A 19,629-nucleotide genomic window follows, 5' to 3' on the forward strand; every position below is an offset into this window, starting at 1 on the left:
AGATTTCTACAGATAACTCAAACCAAAAAATTATTAAATGTATTTTTAAAGGATTACCATCCTGGATTTTGCTTGATATTTGGATTCAATACAATTTGATTTGTCGGAATCCATTCTAAGTAATATTTATCCAACCATCCTTTTCCAATTTTAGTAGGATCATCAAAACGTTTTACATAGCCTTCTGCTAAATTTGTTCCTGAGAAATCCTTGTTTACCAATGGCAGACCAGTTGTACTTGCCCATTTTGCATTTGTTGTTGTAGTAACAGCTCCGGTTGCCGTAAGATTTCTCCAACTAGATCTCTTTACGTAAACCCCAAGATTAGGTTGATTGATATAATAATCTCCTTTTTTCCAACGACGAACATCTTGAAATCCGAAGCCCATACCAATTAACTCAGACATACGCTCACGACGAATTTCCCATAAAATTGGTTGTACGGTTTGGTCACGTTTTGTATCCCAATCTGCATCAATGTTAGCAACAACCATATTGGCAACACCCGCTCTTGGACGTAATTTGTTGATTGTCAAATCTGCAACTCCTTGATTGAACTGGCCTCTTTCAAAACTAGCTTCTGCAAGATTCAATAATGTTTCTTCAATCCAGAAAACAGGTTTATCAGAAACGTTTGCGTTAAAATCATCCCAAGTATTATAATGTCTCCATAATGTATATCCAGTCCAAGAACCAAACTGAGGCGCTCCGATATCAGCAATATTTGGTGCATTAAAACTTGTATCGCCGCTTAACCACAGTACAGGAAGGCGCTTAGAAGTCCCTGGAAAAGCCGCTTTAACCACAGCATTAAATTCCATATTATCAGTCACATCTGGATCTCCTGCATAATAACCAACTGCGTTATAAACCGCTGGCGAAACATCAGTATAATCAGGATTTAAAGTTCCACCAACGACTTTTGTTTTCTGACTGTATGGAGGAACAACAGTACCTATTAAACGCAAGTCACGGTTACGGAACTCTTTAAACATTGTTTTATCACCTTGGTAAAGTGGCGAAGTCGAAATTGGCCTACCATCCTTGCATAAATAATTCTCTACAGTACATTTTGGCATATCATAAGATAACGCTGTTGTTTTTTCATAACGTCCGCTTAAGTGCACGATAGAAGTTCCTGTTTCAAATTGTTTGTACAAAATCATTCCAGGATATAATTTCAAATCTGGAGAATTCAATAGCATATCGTAGCTACTAGCAACCGTTGGGTATTTGTTTGCCAATAATTTCGACACACGAATACATTCGTCTAAATATTTATCCGAATCTCCTAATCCATGGTATTTTCTCCACGTCCCTTCAAAAAGGAAGAAACGCGACATTAATGCCAACACACAATCTGTATTAATAGTATTTGCTCCATCTCCTGTTGGTCTGATGTGTGTTTCAGCCCATTGCAAATCAGACAATAAGTGATCCGCAACTTCTTTACGTGGTGTACGAGCGCCGTATATTAAATCCGTATCTGACTCTTGGATTACCTTATCAATCCAAGGCACATCTCCAAAACGAGAAATCAATTCATAATAAGAATAAGCTCTCCAGAACAAACCTACTGAACGATAATGATCTTTATCTGCTTGAGACATTTTACTTCCATCAATGTTCTCAAGCATAAAATTACAACGCTTAATTTGAGCAAAAGTCCAACCATTACCTGTAGCACCCGTAACTTTCAATTGGGTACGCATTTGATTACCATCAACGGTTTTATTTTTCCAAGTCAACCATCCTCCTAGCATATCAGCATTATAAGTATCTTGCTCATTATTCATGCCACGGTAAAAATTAGTTGCATCAGTAAAAACACCGTAATACCCCCAAGCAAAAGTTTTAAAATTTTCTGCTGTTACGAATGCCGTTTCTTCGGAAAGCGCATCCTTTGGATATTTTTCCAAAAAATCATCATTACAACTTGCAAAAGCTAGCATAGCAGTAATTCCTAATATATATTTTTTCATTTTCATAGTTTTTAAGTATTAGAATGTCAGATTTAAACCAAATGATGTTGTCGTGTAAAACGGATAGCCCCAAGACAAACTTTCTGGATCTCTACCTTTTTCAAGTTTTGACCATGTGTATGGGTTTTCTACAGAACAAAATACTTTGAACGTATTTAAACCTACTTTTTTAACCACATTTGCAGGCACATTATAACCTAACGTAAGGTTTTTTAAACGCAAGTAAGCAGCATTAATCAAATATCTATCTTGAATTCTGGTATTGCTTACCACGTTTGCATTTTCGTTATAAAGACGTGGATATTCCGGATTTGGATTGATTGGTTGCCAATTTCCGTTTGCAGCGTCAATTGGTTGCCAATAATCTAACTGATGCGAATATACCGTTGAGAAATTACGGTCAACAAGAGGAAAATGTAACATGTCTGACACCCAAGCATCTCTTTTTCCAACACCATTCATAATGAATGAAAAGTCGAATCCAGCGTAATTTACCCCACCATTAATACCGTAAGAATAACGAGCTGCATTGCTTCCAATTACTTGTCTGTCTCCAGCATCAGCAGTGGTTCCAACTCCTGGATCGATTTGATTCGCTACCGAAGTTCCATTATCAGCCAAGTTTTTATATTTCACATCTCCTGGACGAACTGCCGTTCCTTTAATAGAAGTCACCCCATCTTTAAGTGCCCATGTAGATGTATCTTTAAAATCTTCAACAGTGTAATACCCGTCATTTCTGTACCCCCAGATTTCTCCTATTTTTTGACCAACGTAGTATGAAGTATTATTTCCTGCACCATCAATTGTCAACAAACCTGCTGCGTTATTATATTTAGTGATAACTGCTTGTGAATCGTACACGTTGAATCCAACATAGTATCCCACTTTGCCAATTTTATCTCTCCAACTTGCAGAAGCTTCCCAACCTTTGTTTTCTAAATCAGCTGTATTTTGAAGTGGCGCTGTTGCCCCAACAACCGCTGGCAATTCCATACCCGGCGCTAGCATTCCCTTTGTTTTACGGATATAGTAATCAGCAGATAGTTGCAAACGATTTTTTAAGAAAGACATATCAACTCCAAAATCTGTTGTTTCCGCAGTCTCCCATGTATAATCCTGACGTACTAAAGGTGGCAAACTAAGTGTTGCCGGTTGCGTAGTACCTACCAACCATGGTGCTCTGCTTGAATCCATTTTTGGAGAATATCCATAAACAACTTCTTCCCAGTTGCCTGCGCTATTTCTCATGATAATATTTTGGTTTCCAATTTGCCCCCAAGAAGCGCGAAGTTTAAATTCGTTTAGCCAAGAATTACTCCATGTCATAAAACTCTCTTTAGCAACTTGCCATCCTGCAGAAAAAGAAGGGAAAAATCCGAATCTAGTTTCTTTTGGAAATTTTGAAGAACCATCGTAACGACCATTAGCTTCCAAAAGATATTTGTCTTTATAGTTGTAGGTTACTCTATAAAAAGTACTACGAATTGATTTGTCAATAAAAGCATCATCAGCAATTGTTTCTCCAACCCCAGTACTAATAGATGGCAAATCACTATTTATCATCTCTTTACGATTAACATTCAATGCTTCGTAATAGGTTCTTTCTTGAGAAAAACCTTGTTGCAACTTAAATTTATGATCTCCACTTGGACTCTGAAATGCGTAAGTTATGTAAGCATTTAAAGAACGGTACTGGCTATTGCTTTTATTATTAAAATAAGTTGGTGTTTGCGAAGAAGGCGTTACCAACATATTGGTTTCCATGTAGTCAGTACTTTTCGAAAAATATTTATAATCGTTGTAAAAATCATCCATAGTGTATTCCAGAACTCCTTCAAATCCTTTGAATGGCGTTAAGACAGTACGAGAAAAAATTCTAGTTTCTTTTCTTGCGTACTGCTCAGGATTTCCATATTTAATATAATTCTGAGGCGCAGAGAATATATAAGTTAGACCATTTAAATCAGTTGATTTTGGCACTGCTGTATCAACAGGAGTAAAATTAGGCAACTGTCTGTAGATCGGGCCTAAAGACACAATTGATCTGTTTGAAGTATTGTACTTAAAATCTAAAGAGGTATTAATCCACTTCGCTAAATCAGCACTTACATAAGAACCTAAATTATACCTTTCATAATTATCTTTATCTGTAATAAGCGGACCGTCATTATTGACTGTACCAAAAGATAAACGATATGTAATTTTTTCAGAACCTCCCTGTGCTCCGAAATTATTAATCTTTTGCACTCCATGATTATCAAATATTCCATTTTGAATATCTGTATCTTTCAGATAATAATAACTTTGAGGATCAGCCGATGGCAAAAATCTTCCTTCTGCCTGAAATTTTCCCGGGTTATTATTCAAGAAATTAACTGGATCTGCATTATAATCTCTGATATATTTTTCCCAAAGCACTAAATTCTGTTTCGTTGGCCCTCCCACTAATGGCGTATTGCTCCAATTTGCCATAGTATGAACAATATCAGCAATCGGGGCTTGCTCTACTTGATTGATTGGTCGAGTATAAGCAAAGTTATTGTTGTAACTAAATACAGTTTTTGAATTCTTTTTCGCTTTTTTAGTAGTAATAAGCACTACCCCAAATGCAGCTCTAGCTCCATAAATTGCTGTTGAAGCGGCGTCTTTAAGGACAGAAACTGATTCAACATCTTCCGGATTCAACATATTCACGTCACCTTCGGCATTATCAATCAAAACCAATGCTCCACCACCATTACTATTAATCGAAGTTACTCCTCTAATATTAAAAGTCGCTGCCACTCCCGGCGTTGCCGCATTAGTAATATTTAGACCAGGCACAGCTCCTTGAAGCGCCGCCGCAACTGTTGTTACAGGACGATCTCCTAATACTTCATCCATTTTAACTTGAGATACTGCTCCAGTCAAATTAGATTTCTTTTGTGTACCAAATCCCACAACAACAACTTCATTAAGATTTGATGTGGTTTCTTTCAAAGTAGCGTTTATTGTTTTTTGTCCTCCTGCTTTAACTGCATAAGATTCCATGCCTATAAAAGTGAATTCTATGACATCATCCGATTTTACGTTCTGTAAAGTATACTTTCCGTCAAAATCAGTCGAAGTGCCTGTTTTGGATCCCTGAATCATTACTGAAACACCAGGTATAGCCAAACCTTTAGAATCTGTTACTACTCCAGTAACAACATTTTTATTTTGAGCAAAAGACAGCAACGAAAACAAAATCATTGCTATACTCAAAAAAATTGTTTTACACGAATTTACATGTCCTCCCTTTTTTCGGGGTTGGTTTTGGGACATGCAATAAAAATTAATGTACATTCTTTTCATACAAATATTGGTTAGTTAATTTTTTTCTCACTTATCAAAATGTTCAAGACATTTTTGATTTACTCTTAATAAATCGCAATATTGATTCTACTTTCTCTTCATAAGCCTTCCTTTTAAACTCATAAACATTTTTGAAAAACTAAAATCTCAACAAGTATCTTCTAATTAAGAAACTATAACGTTTTAGTAATTTCTTTTAAAAAAAACCTCATCTTCCACAATTGTTAATGAAGTCTTAATTATTTTTTAATATTTGACAAACATATTTTATCGCATACTTAAAAAAAATGGTCTATTTAATTATTATGATGGACTATTTGACTAGTAGTAAGACATTTTTTATAAAATCAAAATTTTAACTATTGAAATTTAAAATTGAAAGAAAAAAATGTGAGAAATGAATAAAAACATAACTGACTATGTGCCACTTAAAAACAAAAAAGCGGCATTCAAATTCAAAATTCTACTAGATTTTCTCTAAATAATCTGAATGTTTTAAAGAGAAACTTTAGCAAGCAGGATTGTGCAGGATATTTGTTTCTAAATAAACGACTACATTACAAACTATTATACCTTATTTTTTCTTGTGATATGAAAATCCCATTTGCTGTTTTATCATTTCTTTCATCTAGATTCATTTTGGGCGTGAGTTTATTTTTCGCTGTACTTACTAGTAGTTGGGCATTTCCCGAAACAGCCTTCAACGTTAAGTCTTATGGCGCAAAAGGAGACGGAAACACACTTGATACCAGCGCTATAAACAACACCATACAAGCTGCTTCAAAAGCCGGCGGTGGTACAGTCTATTTTCCAGCAGGTACTTACCTAAGCTATTCTATTCGTCTCGAAAGCCATATTGCACTTTATCTGGACCAAGGCGCAACAATTATTGGCGCTTTGCCTGATGACGAGATCGGTTATGATGCGCCAGAGCCTGCCTCAAATGATAAATTTCAAGATTTTGGACATAGCCATTGGCATAATAGTTTAATATGGGGCGAAAATCTGGAAGACATTTCAATTTTGGGTCCAGGAATAATTCATGGAAAAGGATTAACGCGCGGAGGGCCTTACAAGGCTCCTATAGGGAATAAGGCAATTGCACTTAAGCTTTGCCGAAATGTAATTCTGAAAGATTTTACCATACTATATGGTGGTCATTTTGGTATACTTGCTACTGGCGTTGACAATCTCACGATCGACAACCTGAAAATTGATACCAACCGAGATGGGATCGATGTTGATTGTTGCAAAAATGTCCGCATATCAAACTGCACTGTAAATTCTCCATGGGATGATGGAATTTGTCTTAAAAGTTCATACGCCTTAGGCTATGCGCGCCCAACCGAAAATGTAACTATAACAAATTGCAGTGTAAGCGGTTTTGATCGTGGTACTTTTTACAATGGCACCTATTTACGTAATGAAGCCCATTTAGTACCAGACAAAGAAGGTCCAACGGGACGAATCAAATTTGGAACCGAATCAAACGGCGGTTTTAAAAACATTACAATAAGCAATTGCATATTTGAATACTGTCGCGGACTTGCGCTTGAAACAGTTGATGGTGGCCTATTAGAAGATGTGACCATTACAAATATAACAATGCGCGATATTATAAACTCCCCTATTTTCTTGCGCCTTGGCGGACGTATGAGGGCCCCGGATGATACACCTTTGGGCGCATTGCGTCGTATAAACATCAGCAACATAAATGTTTATAATGCCGATTCTCGTTTTGCTACGCTTATAAGCGGTATTCCTGATCATCCAATTGAAGACATTCGTCTTAGTAATATAAGTATCTGGTATCGACCTCTTGATTCTTCGGAAACCAACATTCAGCAAGAGGTTCCTGAATTTGAAAAAGCGTATCCAGAACCACAAAAATTTGGAATATTGCCCGTATATGGATTTTTCATTCGTCATGCCAAAAACATTGAACTTAACAATATTAATCTTTATTTGCTTGGTAAAGAAACTCGTCCTGCAATAATGCTTACAGACATAAATAATATGAGAATGCGGAATATAAATGTACCTCTAAATCAAAAATCCGAAAACCTTTTATTGAAAGATGTTAGTGAGTTCTCCATTAAAGACAGCAAGCCATTTAAAGATATTGAAATTCAAAAAATAGCAACAAAAACATATTAAAATAAAAGTCATTATGTTACAGAAAAACAAATTTCTCTTGTTATGCGGCATCTTTCTTTTCTTTGGTTCAAAGACATTTGCTCAAGAAGATAGAGGATACAAAATATATCAATTTCCCGCCAATATGATCCCTAGAATTGATGGCAATACAGACGATTGGGATACTTTTCCTGCAGAATATATTGTAGGTACCGACCAATTATGGGATGATTCAAAGCATTACCCAAAAACAGATCCTAAAAATCTAGATGTAAAAGTACGTGTAGCATGGGTAAAAGGCTTGAACCGACTTTACTTTTTATATGAAGCTTATGATGATTATTGGGATTTTTCATTACCTGACCTCCACAATGATATTTTTGAAATAATTGTTGATGGCGACCTCTCCGGTGGCCCGTTAACTGATCAGCAACATTTGAATCAAGATCTTTCTTGGCGACAACGTTATTTTGATTTTCACGGCGTACATGCGCAGAATTATCACATTTTTACGCCAGCTGTTGGCAAAGACTGGGCACTGGCATGGGGCAGTCAACCATGGATCAAAAATATGCCTTATTCAAATATCGCCTATTCCTATAACTTTAAGCCGGGCGAACCAGGAAAACTGATTGCAGAATTTTGGATTACGCCGTTTGATTATGCGGGCGCAGAAGGACCAGAAAGAGCTGTGGAATCTAATTTATATGATAACAAAAAAATTGGGCTAACTTGGGCAGTAATCGATTATGATGATGTAAATGATGAAAAGAAAAAAGGTTTTTGGAATTTATCTAAAAACCACAAAATGTATGGCAATTCAAGCCTTGGAACTATTTTTACCTTACAGCCACTTGAACAAAAATATCAAAAATCATTTGATGCAAAATGGTCTTTTAAAATAACAAACATGAACAAACGGCAGGTGTCATTTATAGACGAAAGCAAAGGCAACGTTACGAAATGGCATTGGGATTTTGGAGATGGTACAAGTTCTAATGAGCAAAATCCTGTTCATGAATATAAGAATGCCGGCAAATATATTGTGATACTAGATATAGAAGGACCTTCTGGAAAAGCACGTATGTCTAATGTCTGGGATGTGGCGGTTTATTAAATGAAAACATAAAAAAAGATGAGCATTTGAGCTCATCTTTTTTTGTCTATTAGTGATTACCAAATCGTTATTCTATCTTTCTCTGGCAGATACATTTTATCTCCTGGTTTTACATCAAATGCTTTGTAAAAAGGTGTTGTATTCATTAAAGAACCATTAACACGCCAATTTGGTGGAGAATGCGGATTATTATTAATCCACAAACGAAGGAATTCATCTTTCATTTTTACTCTCCATATTCTTGCCAATGAAATAAAAAAGCGTTGATCTGGAGTATAACCGTCAATTTTTGTATTTCCTTTTCCTTGTTCCGTCATTTTAAAAGCATCGTAAGCCACTGCTAATCCAGCAATGTCTGCTGTATTTTCTCCGACAGTCATTGCACCGTTCACATGCAGACCATCTAAAACAGTATAGGTATTATATAAATTGATAACCTGCTGTATTTTTGATTTAAACTTTGCATAATCTTCTTTTGTCCACCAGTCTTTTAAGTTCCCATCTTTATCATATTGAGCACCTTGATCATCAAAAGTATGGGTTATTTCGTGGCCTATCACCATTCCGATTCCTCCATAATTAAGTGCATCATCTGCATTATTGTCAAAATATGGGGCCTGCAAAATACCTGCAGGAAAAACAATTTCATTTGCTGTAGGGTTGTTATATGCAGTAACGGTTGGAGTTGTGGTATACCATTCTGATTTATCGACTGGCTTGCCTATTTTTGCTAATTGAAATTGATATGCAGCAGTAGAAGCCGAAACCATATTCTCAAAATAAGTGTTTCTAGTGATATGCACATTACTATAGTCTCTCCATTTATCTGGATATCCTATCTTCTTGGTAATGGCAAACAATTTTTCTTTAGCTTTTTGTTTCGTGATAGGACTCATCCAATCTAATTTATCAATTCTTTTTGCATAAGCTTTTTGCAAATTATTCACGAGAATCAACATGCGTTTTTTAGCATCTTCTGAAAAATATTTCTTTACATACAATTCACCCAACGCTTCGCCTAGGTAATTGTCAATAACATTAGCCATTTTTTCGCCACGAGATTTCTGAACAGCTTGACCAGAAAGCACTTTAGTATACTCGAATGAAGCATCTACAAATGGTTTGCTTAAATCATCTGCATATCTTTCTATAGAATTTGCTTTCAAGTAAATTTTCCAGCTATTAATTGGAATGGTTTTTAAGAGCTTATTTAGAGCATCATAATAGGCCGGTTGGCATACATTAATAAAATCAGTTTGAGCTCCTAAGTTTTTTAAAAACGTAGCCCAATCAATATTTGGATGTTTTTTTACAAGATCTGCAACGGCTGTTTTATTATAATTGGCCTGCACATCTCTAAGTTGCACTTTCGTTTTATGCGAAACAGCAAGTTGCTTGTCAATATCATAAACCAAATCAGCATTATTTTTAGCTTCACTAGCGTTATTTCCTGTTAGTTGAAATATGGCACTAAGATATTTTTTGTACGCTTGCTGTATTGCAACAGTTGATGAATCTGATTTGAAATAATAATCTCTATCTGGCAAACCAAGACCCGTTTGATAGATTTGAGCAATATTCATTTTACTATTTTTATCGTCGGGTGACACTCCAAAAGCGATAATAGAAGAATTACCTACTTTTGCTTGATTGACAACAAAGTTCATTAAAGATGGTAAATCACTAATTGCCTCAATTTTGGCAAGTACCGGTTTGATGGGTTCAAAACCACGTTTATCAATGGTTACTGTGTCCATACCAGATGCATAAAAATCTCCTACTTTTTGTTCTATACTTCCTTCTGGATTCTTGCTCTGCGAAATACTATCCAATATTCCTTGCATACGAATGCGTTGTGGGAAATTCATAAACATGTAGGCACCAACTCCGGCTTGAGATGCAGGTATTGATACAGAATCATACCATTTGCCATTTACATATTTAAAAAAATCATTACCTGGTCGCAGCGTGGAATCTATTCCTGTGATGGCAACATTTTTTTTCTCCTGATGTTTTGAACAAGCTGTAAAAGCTAAGAATGCAATGAAGAGCATTAATGATTTTTTCATAATCTAGATATTTCTATTAAAACCAATTGAAAAACGTTTAAAGTCAATCATTTTAAAGTCTACCAATTGGCATAGTTATTTTGGTAAAACAATATACGAATTCAGTTTTTAATTTTTAAAGTTTTTGAATTTCATTTCATCTTTCTTTCATTCATCCAAAAATATAAAGGAGGAATCAATATGGGTGCAAAAAATAATGTACTCGTCAAGCCACCAATAATTACTGTTGCAAGTGGTCGTTGCACATCGGAACCAATTCCTGAAGATGTCGCGGCGGGAATAAGGCCTACAATTGCGACAACCAGAATCGACAACAAAGCTCGTAGTTGTTCTTTTGAAGCTGTAAGTACATTTTCCTGTAAATCATCTTTCTTAAACAAAGTTTTTCTATTGAGAGCTGACACAAGTAGTACACCCGACATTACTGAAATTCCAAAAATGCTAACAAAACCAACACCGGCAGAAACATTAAAATAATACCCTCTAAGAAGCAAAGCCATAATGCCGCCTCCTAATGCAAACAAAATACAACTCATGGTAATCATAGTATGCTGAAAATTTTTGTAAAGCATGAAAAGAAACAAGAAAACCATAATGATCGTTAATGGAATAGTAAATGCCAATTGTTTTCCAGCTCTTTCGAGATTTTCGTATTGCCCTCCATAAATGATACTGTATCCTTTCGGCACAGTTACATTTTTGCCTACTTTATCTTGTAATTCTTTCACAAAACTTCCTTGATCTCTTCCCTTAATATTAGTTCTTACCGTAATCATGCGTTTGCTTCCATAACGATAAATATTTGTTTGACCTTCAACAAAATGGATGTTTGCCAATTGATTCATTGGAATTAAAGCACCATTTGAAGATGGCACTAAAATCTCTTTTATTGCATCAATAGAGTTTCTGTATTGAGGCAAAAAACGAACTACAATGTCATAACGTTTTGCTCCGTCGTATAAAGTTGAAATTGTCTTTCCGCCAATTGCTACCTCAATCATATTTTGAATGTCGGCCACATTAATTCCAAATCTCGCAGCTTGCTCTCTATTGATATCAATTGCTAATTGTTCTTGCTCCCCTTCTTGTTCAATATTAACATTATCCGCACCTTGCGTATTTTTAGCAATTTGTGCAATTGTTTCTGCCTTCTTTCTCATCATTTCCAAATCATCTCCTACCACAGAAACTGCGAGATCTGCTGCACTTCCGTTTACAATTTCCATAACCTGATCAATAATAGGCTGTCCCGAAGAAAATTGTACTGACGGAATTTCTTGTCGCAGATCATTTTTTATTATTTCGACCAAATCTTTTTTGGCAATCGTATCACTCCAGAGTTTGTAATCTTTTAATCCAACTAAAATTTCATTTCTATTGGCAGGAAACGGGTCGGTACCATCATCATTACGTCCGGTTTGTGTTATTACGTAAGATATTTGTGGATATTTAGCGATTATTTTTCTGATTTTAGGAGCGTATTTGGCATTTTCTTGTATCGAAATCCCTGCTGGAAAATTTCCTCTTAAAAAAATTGATCCTTCATCTAATGTCGGTAAAAATTCGGTTCCTAATTTCAAGCCGCATAAAATAAATATTGCCACAATAGAGAAACCAATGACTGTCGTTTTTTTGTAATTATTTAAAAACTTTGATAATGTTTTTTCATAAGCTCTAGTCAAATAATCCAACACCACATTTTTGTGTTCTTTTATTGGTTTATCTATGTCAAGCATCGCTTTTCTATAAACAAACGAAATCAAGACAGGAATAAAAGTAAGTGCTCCAAGCATTGAACCAATAACCGCAAAAGCCAAAGTTAAAGCCATTGGAGAAAACAATTTCCCTTCTACTCTAGTCATTAAAAGAATAGGCATATAAGCCAAGATGATAATGGTTACAGAAAAGAAAATTTCTCTTCCAACTTCTTGGGCCGCTTGCAGTGTGATTTGAACAATCCCATCTTGTTTTTCTTCTGGTGTGGCTGTTCTGTATTTCCGTATAAGATGTTCCGCCATTAAGCAGGCACCGTCTACAATAATTCCGAAATCTATTGCTCCAAGCGAAAGCAGATTGGCAGGAATATTTGTTAGTCTCATTAAAATAAAAGCAAATAATAATGAAAACGGAATCGTCAAGGCTACAACCAATGCACTTCTGACACTTCCAAGAAATAAAATCAACAATATGATTACAATAGAAATTCCTTCAAATAAAGTATGTGCAACCGTTTCAAGCGAATGATCTATCAGAAACGTTCTGTCGTACATAGGGCGCAGTTTTACCCCTTGAGGCAAATCATTCTCCTGTAGTTCGGCCATTCTTTCTTTTAACAATTTTAAAACCTCGCTTGGATTTTCATATCGTCTTAATAGAATAATGCCTTCAACACCACTGCTTACATCTTTTTTGTCTTGAGTAACCGTATATCCCATAACTCCACTTGGCGGTGGTGGCGTGATTTCTACAGTTGCAACATCACGAACAAAAACAGGAACACCGCTTTCAGATTTAAGAACAATATTTTGAATATCTCGCTCCGTTTTAATTGCTCCCAATCCGCGCACTGCAAAACCTTGTCCGCCTCTTTCAATAATATTTCCGCCCGTATTTAGATTATTGGCATCTACCGCATCCATTACATTTTTCAGCGTAAGATTATATTTTCTGAGTTTTTCTGGCGAAGTAATAATGTGAAATTGCTTTAATGGTCCTCCAAAAGTAGTCACATCAGCTATTCCTGGAACTTGCAACAAAGCGGGTTTTATAACCCAATCCTGAAGATCTCGAAGTTCAGCCTGGCTATAGTTTGACGGAGCTTCTACAACATATCTGAAAATCTCACCAACAGCGGTAGAAAGCGGTGCTAATGAAGGCGTAACACCATCCGGTAATTCAGCTTCTGTAAGTCGTTCTGTCACTTGCTGGCGCGCAAAATAATCATCGGTTCCATCTTTAAAAGTAAGCTGTACAACTGATAATCCAAAAATAGTTCTGCTTCTTCGGTCTAAAACATTTGGCGTATTCTGCAAAGCTCTTTCAATAGGAATGGTAACTTGTTGTTCTACTTCTTCAGCTGCTCTACCGTCATATTGTGCTACTATAATTACATTCGTATCTGCAATATCTGGATAAGCTTCTATTTTTAATTTGGTAAAACACCAAAAACCTGTTGCCATTAATACAACACTAATTGCAATTATGACCCATCGATTACGAAGACTGAATATTAGTAAATTTTTGATCATCTGTTTACCATTTTTCTACTTGATTCGTCACTATAAAACCTCCTTTATATACTTTTCTCAAAGCAGTTAAAGCCGATTTTACTTTTTCATCTTCATCTATAAAATTGATCAGTAATGGTATTTTATCAAAACTGAACAAATCATGAGGTCTGTTAAGATAGCGACTGGCTCCATATCCTAATTTGCCATGAAACACGGTTGCTCCCATAATTTTGTGTTCAATCAAAAATCGTAAAATGTATTCGTATAAAGGCTGTGTTCCTTTTAACTCATCTTTATCTATGTATACTTGTGCTTGAATCATTGTTTTCTTTTTAAAGTGTTAGCCGATTCTATTTTCACTTGTTTTTAAAGACATAATCTTTGTTTTCAATACCCAAAACTGAGCCCTTTTAGTTGCATAACGCCTTTAACGGCTATAGCATCACCACTCATTAAACCATTATAAACAACAATTCTGTCTCCAATTTGATTTCCTATCGTAACCTCAGTACGTACAAATTCGTTATTGCCTTTTTTTACAAAAACATAATTTTTTGCCTGAACCGTAACCAATGAATTTTTATCAATGCTTATGTTATCGCCTTCGCTTATTCCAAAAGAAACATTCGCAAACATACCTGCCTTAAACTTACCGCTTGCATTGTTTAGGCTAATACGCAGTTTAACCATTCTTGTAGATTGATCAATCATATCAGCAATATCATCAATTCTTCCAGAGAATTTTTCATTCGGGAAAGCTGTAAATTGTACTGTACAGTTATCTCCGCTTTTTATTCTGCTTATCTGATTCTCCGGAATATCACAGATAATAAAGGATGTCCCCGCTTTTGCCTTTTTGAGAGCCTCAGGTTCAAATCCGCCCGCTTTCAAGTTTGTTTCATACTCGATCAAAGCCGCTTTTTCATTAGCCAAATTGGTTTGTTCTACAGATAATGCAGTCTGCGCCTCAAGCAAATCTTTGCCTGTTGCCGCACCGTGAGCCAGCAAGTCTTTAGCTCGATCGACCTCTATTTGTTTTTGCTTAATATTTTTATTCTGAATTTGATTGATATTAGCCAAATGTTGAATCAACTGTGTGTAACTAGCTGCCAAATCTGGATTTTCAAATAAAATAATATTTTGCGATGCTCCTTCCTGCGATTTCATAACCGTAGCAGAAACTTTTGCAGGAGCCATAATTTGATTATTAAGAACCGAATTGCCTATAGATTCTGTTTCAAAGAAAACGGCACTGCTGTCAGTCGGAAATACAATCGTTCTTCCGTTATTCGTTACCTGTGGCAAGTTGTTTACTACCTGGTCTTGCTTCTTTTCTTTTCCGCTACAGGCGTAAAGAAATAATACTATAATGCCACTATACTTTATTAAATGTTTCATATGTAAATAGTATTGGGTTTTAATGGTTCTACAGTTGCTTCAAATCATTATTGCGCTATTTGATTTATTAAACCAGAGGCGTATAGCAGTTTGATATAACTCCTTCTGTATTCTTGCATTGAATCATAATATTGTTGCTGTATGTCGAGCCAGCTGCGTTGCGCTTCAAGAAAATCGATAATAGTCGTACCGCCTCTCAGATAAGAATATTTTACACTCTTTAAAATATTCTCTGATCTGGTCAATAGTCCAGTAAAATTCTCGAGATTACTTTTCTGAGTCTGATAAGCATTAAAAGCATTCGTTATTTCTGCCCGAATTAAAACTTGAGTTGCTTCTAAATTTTGCTCGGCTTGTTGTTTTAGAAAACTTGATTTTTTTATCTCACCTTGATTTCTTGAAAAAAAAGGAAGCTCGACTGTACCATATAAACCAACATAGGGAATTGTATTTTGTGGGTTGTAAATTAGTCCCAGCTCGGGCTGAGGATATGCTAACGATTTTTGAAGATTGATATTCGTATTAGCAACATCTACAATTGATTTAGAAGCCAAAACATCTGTTCGTTTATCTAAACCTTCCTGTAAAAAATCTTCCAAATTAGAAGGCAGGACAAATACAAAATCATCGTTAGAATCAATATTTATTTCTTCTTGAGTTCCCAGTAAGTATTTAAGGCTGAGTAGTTCGTTCTTTAAATTTTGTTCTGCTTTTTTTATTTCTAATACATATTGATTAGCCAGCAGTGTGGTACGATTTAGATCTGTTTCTGTAATTACCTGATTCTTTAAGCGTACTTTATTTATAATAACCAAGCTATCCAAGTTACTGCTTGCTCTTTTTACTATTTCCAATTGTTTTTGCGCGGCCCACACATCAACCCATTTCAAACCTACATCCTGAAAAAGATTACGCTCTATTTCATTGTAATTTTTTTGCGTCAGTACCGAATTTTGGCTTGCGAACTCAATTTTATTCTTACGTGTTCCTGCAAGCTGAAAAACTTTGCCCAATTGTACATTCGTTTGCGTATTGGCACTATTAAAAAAACCTGTATTAGGTGCATAATTTTTTTCTGTAGCAATGCCAATATAGTTGAATCCTAAAATTAAGTTTGGTCTTAATTTCGCCGTTACAATATCACTTTCTGCAATATCAACATCATAATATTGGCCTTTGAGAACGAGATTATTTTTTTTAGCGGTTTGGAGGGATTTTTGAAGACTATAATTAGTTTGTGAAATTCCTTTAGTGGAAAGTAAGGTCAACAAAACAAATAAAAGAAAGTAGTGTTTTCGCATAGTTCTATTCTTTATTTATTGCAACATAAATATACGAAAAAACCTAGCTATTAAACACTTACAAATAAAAAAATAATCAGATAAGAAAAGTGATTCACAACAGCGTCTCTAAAAAGACTTTATTTTAAGAACGTGGCTTCGATAAATTTCTGTCATACATAATGATAGTTCCAGCCACGGCAACATTTAGACTTTTTTCTGATTTAAATTTCACTAAATGATGACATTTATCCATCGCTTTCTTAGATAAGCCATGATCTTCGGCTCCTAATAAATAAACGCATCTTCTTGGATGTTCAAAAGTTTCTAAGTCAGAAGCTCTATCGGCTAATTCCACACCAACTAGTCGTGCTCCTTTAGGCAAATTTTCAAAGAAAGCTTCAAAAGTTTCATAATGAAAATAAGGAATTGATTTTACGGCATCATGTGTATCGCATGCTTGTTTTGCATATCGATTACCTATAGTAAAAATAAAAGTAGCGCCCATATTTTGAGCCGATCGCCACAAAACTCCTAAATTTTCAGGCGTTTTGCCATTTTGTATTCCTATGCCAAAATACTCGTTTACAAAGTTGTCATTCATAGAGGCAAAAGTACAAAGTTTAAGTATGAATTTATAGCGAAGGCCATAAAAACACTTTAACTCTTTTTTCTAAATCATAACATTTTTTTTCCAAATAATCCAAATACTGCATCAAAACAATTACTACCTTGCCATAACAAATATTTGCACTTTAGCGATATGAATAAAATATTATTAGTGGAAGACGATCCAAGAGTCGCCTCTTTCATTATCAGAGGACTTGAAGAACAACTTTACCAAGTTAAAAATGTCAATAAGGGGTTTGACGCCATTAATGAAGTAATGGAAAACACTTATGACATTATTATTTTAGATATCATGCTTCCGGACATCACTGGTTTTGAAGTTTGTGAAATCTTGAGAAGCAGAAAAGTAATTGTACCAATCCTTATTCTCAGCGCGCTAGACACTCCTCACGAAAAAGTAAAAGGGCTTCAGGCTGGTGCCGATGATTATCTAGCAAAACCATTTTTGTTTGAAGAACTTTTGGCACGAATTAATGCACAACTTCGTCGTTCCGAATTTAGCAACGGAATTTTAGATTTCCAATCTTATGCTGGAATTGAAATTAACATGAAAGAACAAAGTGCGTCGCGTGACGGAAAAGAACTTAATCTTTCATCGCGAGAATTAAAGCTTTTGATTTTTTTTATGAAAAACCGCGAAAAAGCCTTATCGCGAATTGCAATTGCCGAAGCAGTTTGGAATATTGATCTCGATATGAATACCAATACAGTCGATGTTTATATCAATTATCTGCGAAACAAAATAGACAAAAATTTCCCTACTCCGCTTATTCATACGGTAAAAGGAACTGGATATATGCTCAAAAACAAGGTTAATGAATCTTAAAACCAAATTATCGGTAAATTCTACACTGCTATTTGCTTTTATCGTCGGACTTGTGCTGACTGGATCATTCTTGCTTTTTAAAACCCACAGACAAGATTTATATTATGAAAGACTTGAAGACAGTGCTTTAATCACTGCTTTTTTTTATTTTGAAAAAGATGAAATTACTAAGATAGATAGTTCACGTTACCAAAGAATAGAAATTCAGTATAAAAAAATCACCAATCAAACCATCCGAATATATAATGCAAAAACCAAGGAATTATACCTTCGTGACGGCATCAATATCAAATTAACTGATAAGGAATTAAAAGCCATTTCTAAAAACCGAATTTTACATTTTACTAAAGAAAACAGGCAATTCACTGGCTTATTTTATCAAGATAATCAAGGTGATTTTATTATTGTGGTTTCAGGAATTGATGCGGTTGGAGAACGACAATTGGATGTTTTGAGCTTAATTTTCATTCTCTCTTATTTAGTCGTAATTCCGCTTAATTTCTATTTGGGAAGATTTTTGGCCAGACAAACTTTTAGGCCTTTTGAAGATGTTATTGCAAAAGTAAATACCATAACAACCGAAAATCTGCATTCGAGATTAGAAATGCCAACAGCGAGCGGAAAAGATGAAATCAAAGAACTAATCACAACTTTTAATTATCTTTTAGAAAGATTAGAAAACGGTATTACCATTCAGAATAATTTTCTTAAAAATGCATCGCACGAACTGAAAACGCCTCTTACCGTAATCATAGGAGATATTGACGTTTCATTGCAACAGCCAAGAACAAATGAGCAATATGAAGAATTGCTAAAATCACTTCGAAAAGATACCTTTCAGCTCAAATCAATTTTAGACGGACTTTTGGTTTTGTCAGGATTACAACTTGCTGAGCCAGAACAAATGGAAACCGTTAGGATTGACGAGATTATATGGAATGTTTTGGAAAAAAAGGCAATCGAATATCCTGGATCGAAAATCTCTGTTAATTTAGAAGATCTTGAAAATGAAGAATTGCTTTCGGTTCATGCCAATAAACACATGCTTTTTACAGCGTTATATAATATCGTAGATAACGCGATAAAATTTTCATTTCCTTCACCTGTTACTATTGTGGCGTTTGAAAAAGATGGAAAGCTTTTGCTTAAAATAGTCGATCAAGGTTCTGGAATTGCCGAAAAAGACAAAGAAAACATTTTTGATCTCTTTTTTAGAAGCGATCGTACACGACATATAAAAGGGCAAGGTTTGGGACTTTTTATAACTATGGAAATTCTGAAACGTCATCACATTACCTTAATTGTAGATTCTGAATTGGAAAAAGGAACTAGTTTTTCTCTTTTGTTTCCTTAATTTTTTGCAATAAAAAAGCAACGTAATCGAATTCTGAAAATTCGGATTTTGTGAATCGGTAACATTTGCATAACACTCTAATCTATCTCTAATCTAGTTCAAATCCATCTCTAATCCCTTTATTTTAGGCGTTTTTCTCAAAGCACTGATTTTAAAGCGTTACAACCTTGTTCTTAAAATAACCTATCAATAATTCTAAATTAACATAGAATAGTTTTTTTATTTTTCGTTAACAAAAGCCTTAAATCGAATCAAAAGAAAGCGAGTTTAT

At 35.1% G+C, this 19,629-nt stretch carries 12 protein-coding genes; 4 read left to right on the forward strand and 8 right to left on the reverse strand.

Annotation, left to right across the window (positions count from 1 at the left end; genetic code table 11):
* Window positions 1–53: 53 nt before the first annotated feature.
* Window positions 54–1,982: a RagB/SusD family nutrient uptake outer membrane protein gene (locus AAYQ19_RS20970; RefSeq protein WP_343539062.1), complete on the reverse strand. Its 1,929-nt coding sequence runs from the start codon at window positions 1,980–1,982 to the stop codon at window positions 54–56.
* An 18-nt stretch (window positions 1,983–2,000) separates the two neighbouring features.
* Window positions 2,001–5,228, reverse strand: a complete 3,228-nt coding sequence (locus AAYQ19_RS20975) for a SusC/RagA family TonB-linked outer membrane protein (RefSeq protein ID WP_343539063.1) — start codon at window positions 5,226–5,228, stop codon at window positions 2,001–2,003.
* A gap of 681 nt (window positions 5,229–5,909) precedes the next feature.
* On the opposite strand from AAYQ19_RS20975, the gene AAYQ19_RS20980 reads away from it, so the two are divergent.
* Both AAYQ19_RS20980 and AAYQ19_RS20985 read left to right on the forward strand, forming a co-directional pair.
* Window positions 5,910–7,475, forward strand: a complete 1,566-nt coding sequence (locus tag AAYQ19_RS20980; RefSeq protein WP_343539065.1) for a rhamnogalacturonidase — start codon at window positions 5,910–5,912, stop codon at window positions 7,473–7,475.
* A 13-nt stretch (window positions 7,476–7,488) separates the two neighbouring features.
* The gene (locus AAYQ19_RS20985) at window positions 7,489–8,571 is read left to right on the forward strand and encodes a PKD domain-containing protein (protein ID WP_343539067.1); all 1,083 of its coding nucleotides are present in this window, start codon (window positions 7,489–7,491) and stop codon (window positions 8,569–8,571) included.
* A 56-nt stretch (window positions 8,572–8,627) separates the two neighbouring features.
* Here the strand turns inward: AAYQ19_RS20985 and AAYQ19_RS20990 are convergent, their stop codons facing one another.
* From AAYQ19_RS20990 to AAYQ19_RS21015, 6 genes are all read right to left on the reverse strand, one after another.
* Window positions 8,628–10,640 carry a M13 family metallopeptidase gene (locus AAYQ19_RS20990; protein ID WP_343539069.1) on the reverse strand — a complete coding sequence of 671 codons (2,013 nt, stop codon included), beginning with the start codon at window positions 10,638–10,640 and terminating at the stop codon, window positions 8,628–8,630.
* A gap of 131 nt (window positions 10,641–10,771) precedes the next feature.
* Complete coding sequence (locus AAYQ19_RS20995) at window positions 10,772–13,888, reverse strand: efflux RND transporter permease subunit (RefSeq protein WP_343539071.1); 3,117 nt, start codon at window positions 13,886–13,888, stop codon at window positions 10,772–10,774.
* A gap of 4 nt (window positions 13,889–13,892) precedes the next feature.
* Window positions 13,893–14,192, reverse strand: a complete 300-nt coding sequence (locus tag AAYQ19_RS21000) for a DUF190 domain-containing protein (protein ID WP_343539072.1) — start codon at window positions 14,190–14,192, stop codon at window positions 13,893–13,895.
* A 65-nt stretch (window positions 14,193–14,257) separates the two neighbouring features.
* Window positions 14,258–15,268 (reverse strand): efflux RND transporter periplasmic adaptor subunit, encoded by a 1,011-nt coding sequence (locus AAYQ19_RS21005; RefSeq protein WP_343539074.1) that lies wholly within the window; start codon window positions 15,266–15,268, stop codon window positions 14,258–14,260.
* A 47-nt stretch (window positions 15,269–15,315) separates the two neighbouring features.
* Entirely contained in the window at window positions 15,316–16,539 is a 1,224-nt protein-coding gene (locus AAYQ19_RS21010) for a TolC family protein (RefSeq protein ID WP_343539076.1), read from the reverse strand.
* A 154-nt stretch (window positions 16,540–16,693) separates the two neighbouring features.
* Window positions 16,694–17,152, reverse strand: a complete 459-nt coding sequence (locus AAYQ19_RS21015) for an RNA methyltransferase (RefSeq protein WP_343539078.1) — start codon at window positions 17,150–17,152, stop codon at window positions 16,694–16,696.
* A gap of 159 nt (window positions 17,153–17,311) precedes the next feature.
* Between AAYQ19_RS21015 and AAYQ19_RS21020 the strand changes: the two genes are divergently transcribed.
* Entirely contained in the window at window positions 17,312–18,004 is a 693-nt protein-coding gene (locus tag AAYQ19_RS21020; RefSeq protein ID WP_343539080.1) for a response regulator transcription factor, read from the forward strand.
* Window positions 17,994–19,358, forward strand: a complete 1,365-nt coding sequence (locus AAYQ19_RS21025; RefSeq protein WP_343539081.1) for an ATP-binding protein — start codon at window positions 17,994–17,996, stop codon at window positions 19,356–19,358. Before AAYQ19_RS21020 ends, AAYQ19_RS21025 begins: the two co-directional genes overlap by 11 nt.
* Window positions 19,359–19,629 lie beyond the last annotated feature (271 nt).

Source organism: Flavobacterium mesophilum, assembly GCF_039581405.1.
GTDB lineage: Bacteria > Bacteroidota > Bacteroidia > Flavobacteriales > Flavobacteriaceae > Flavobacterium.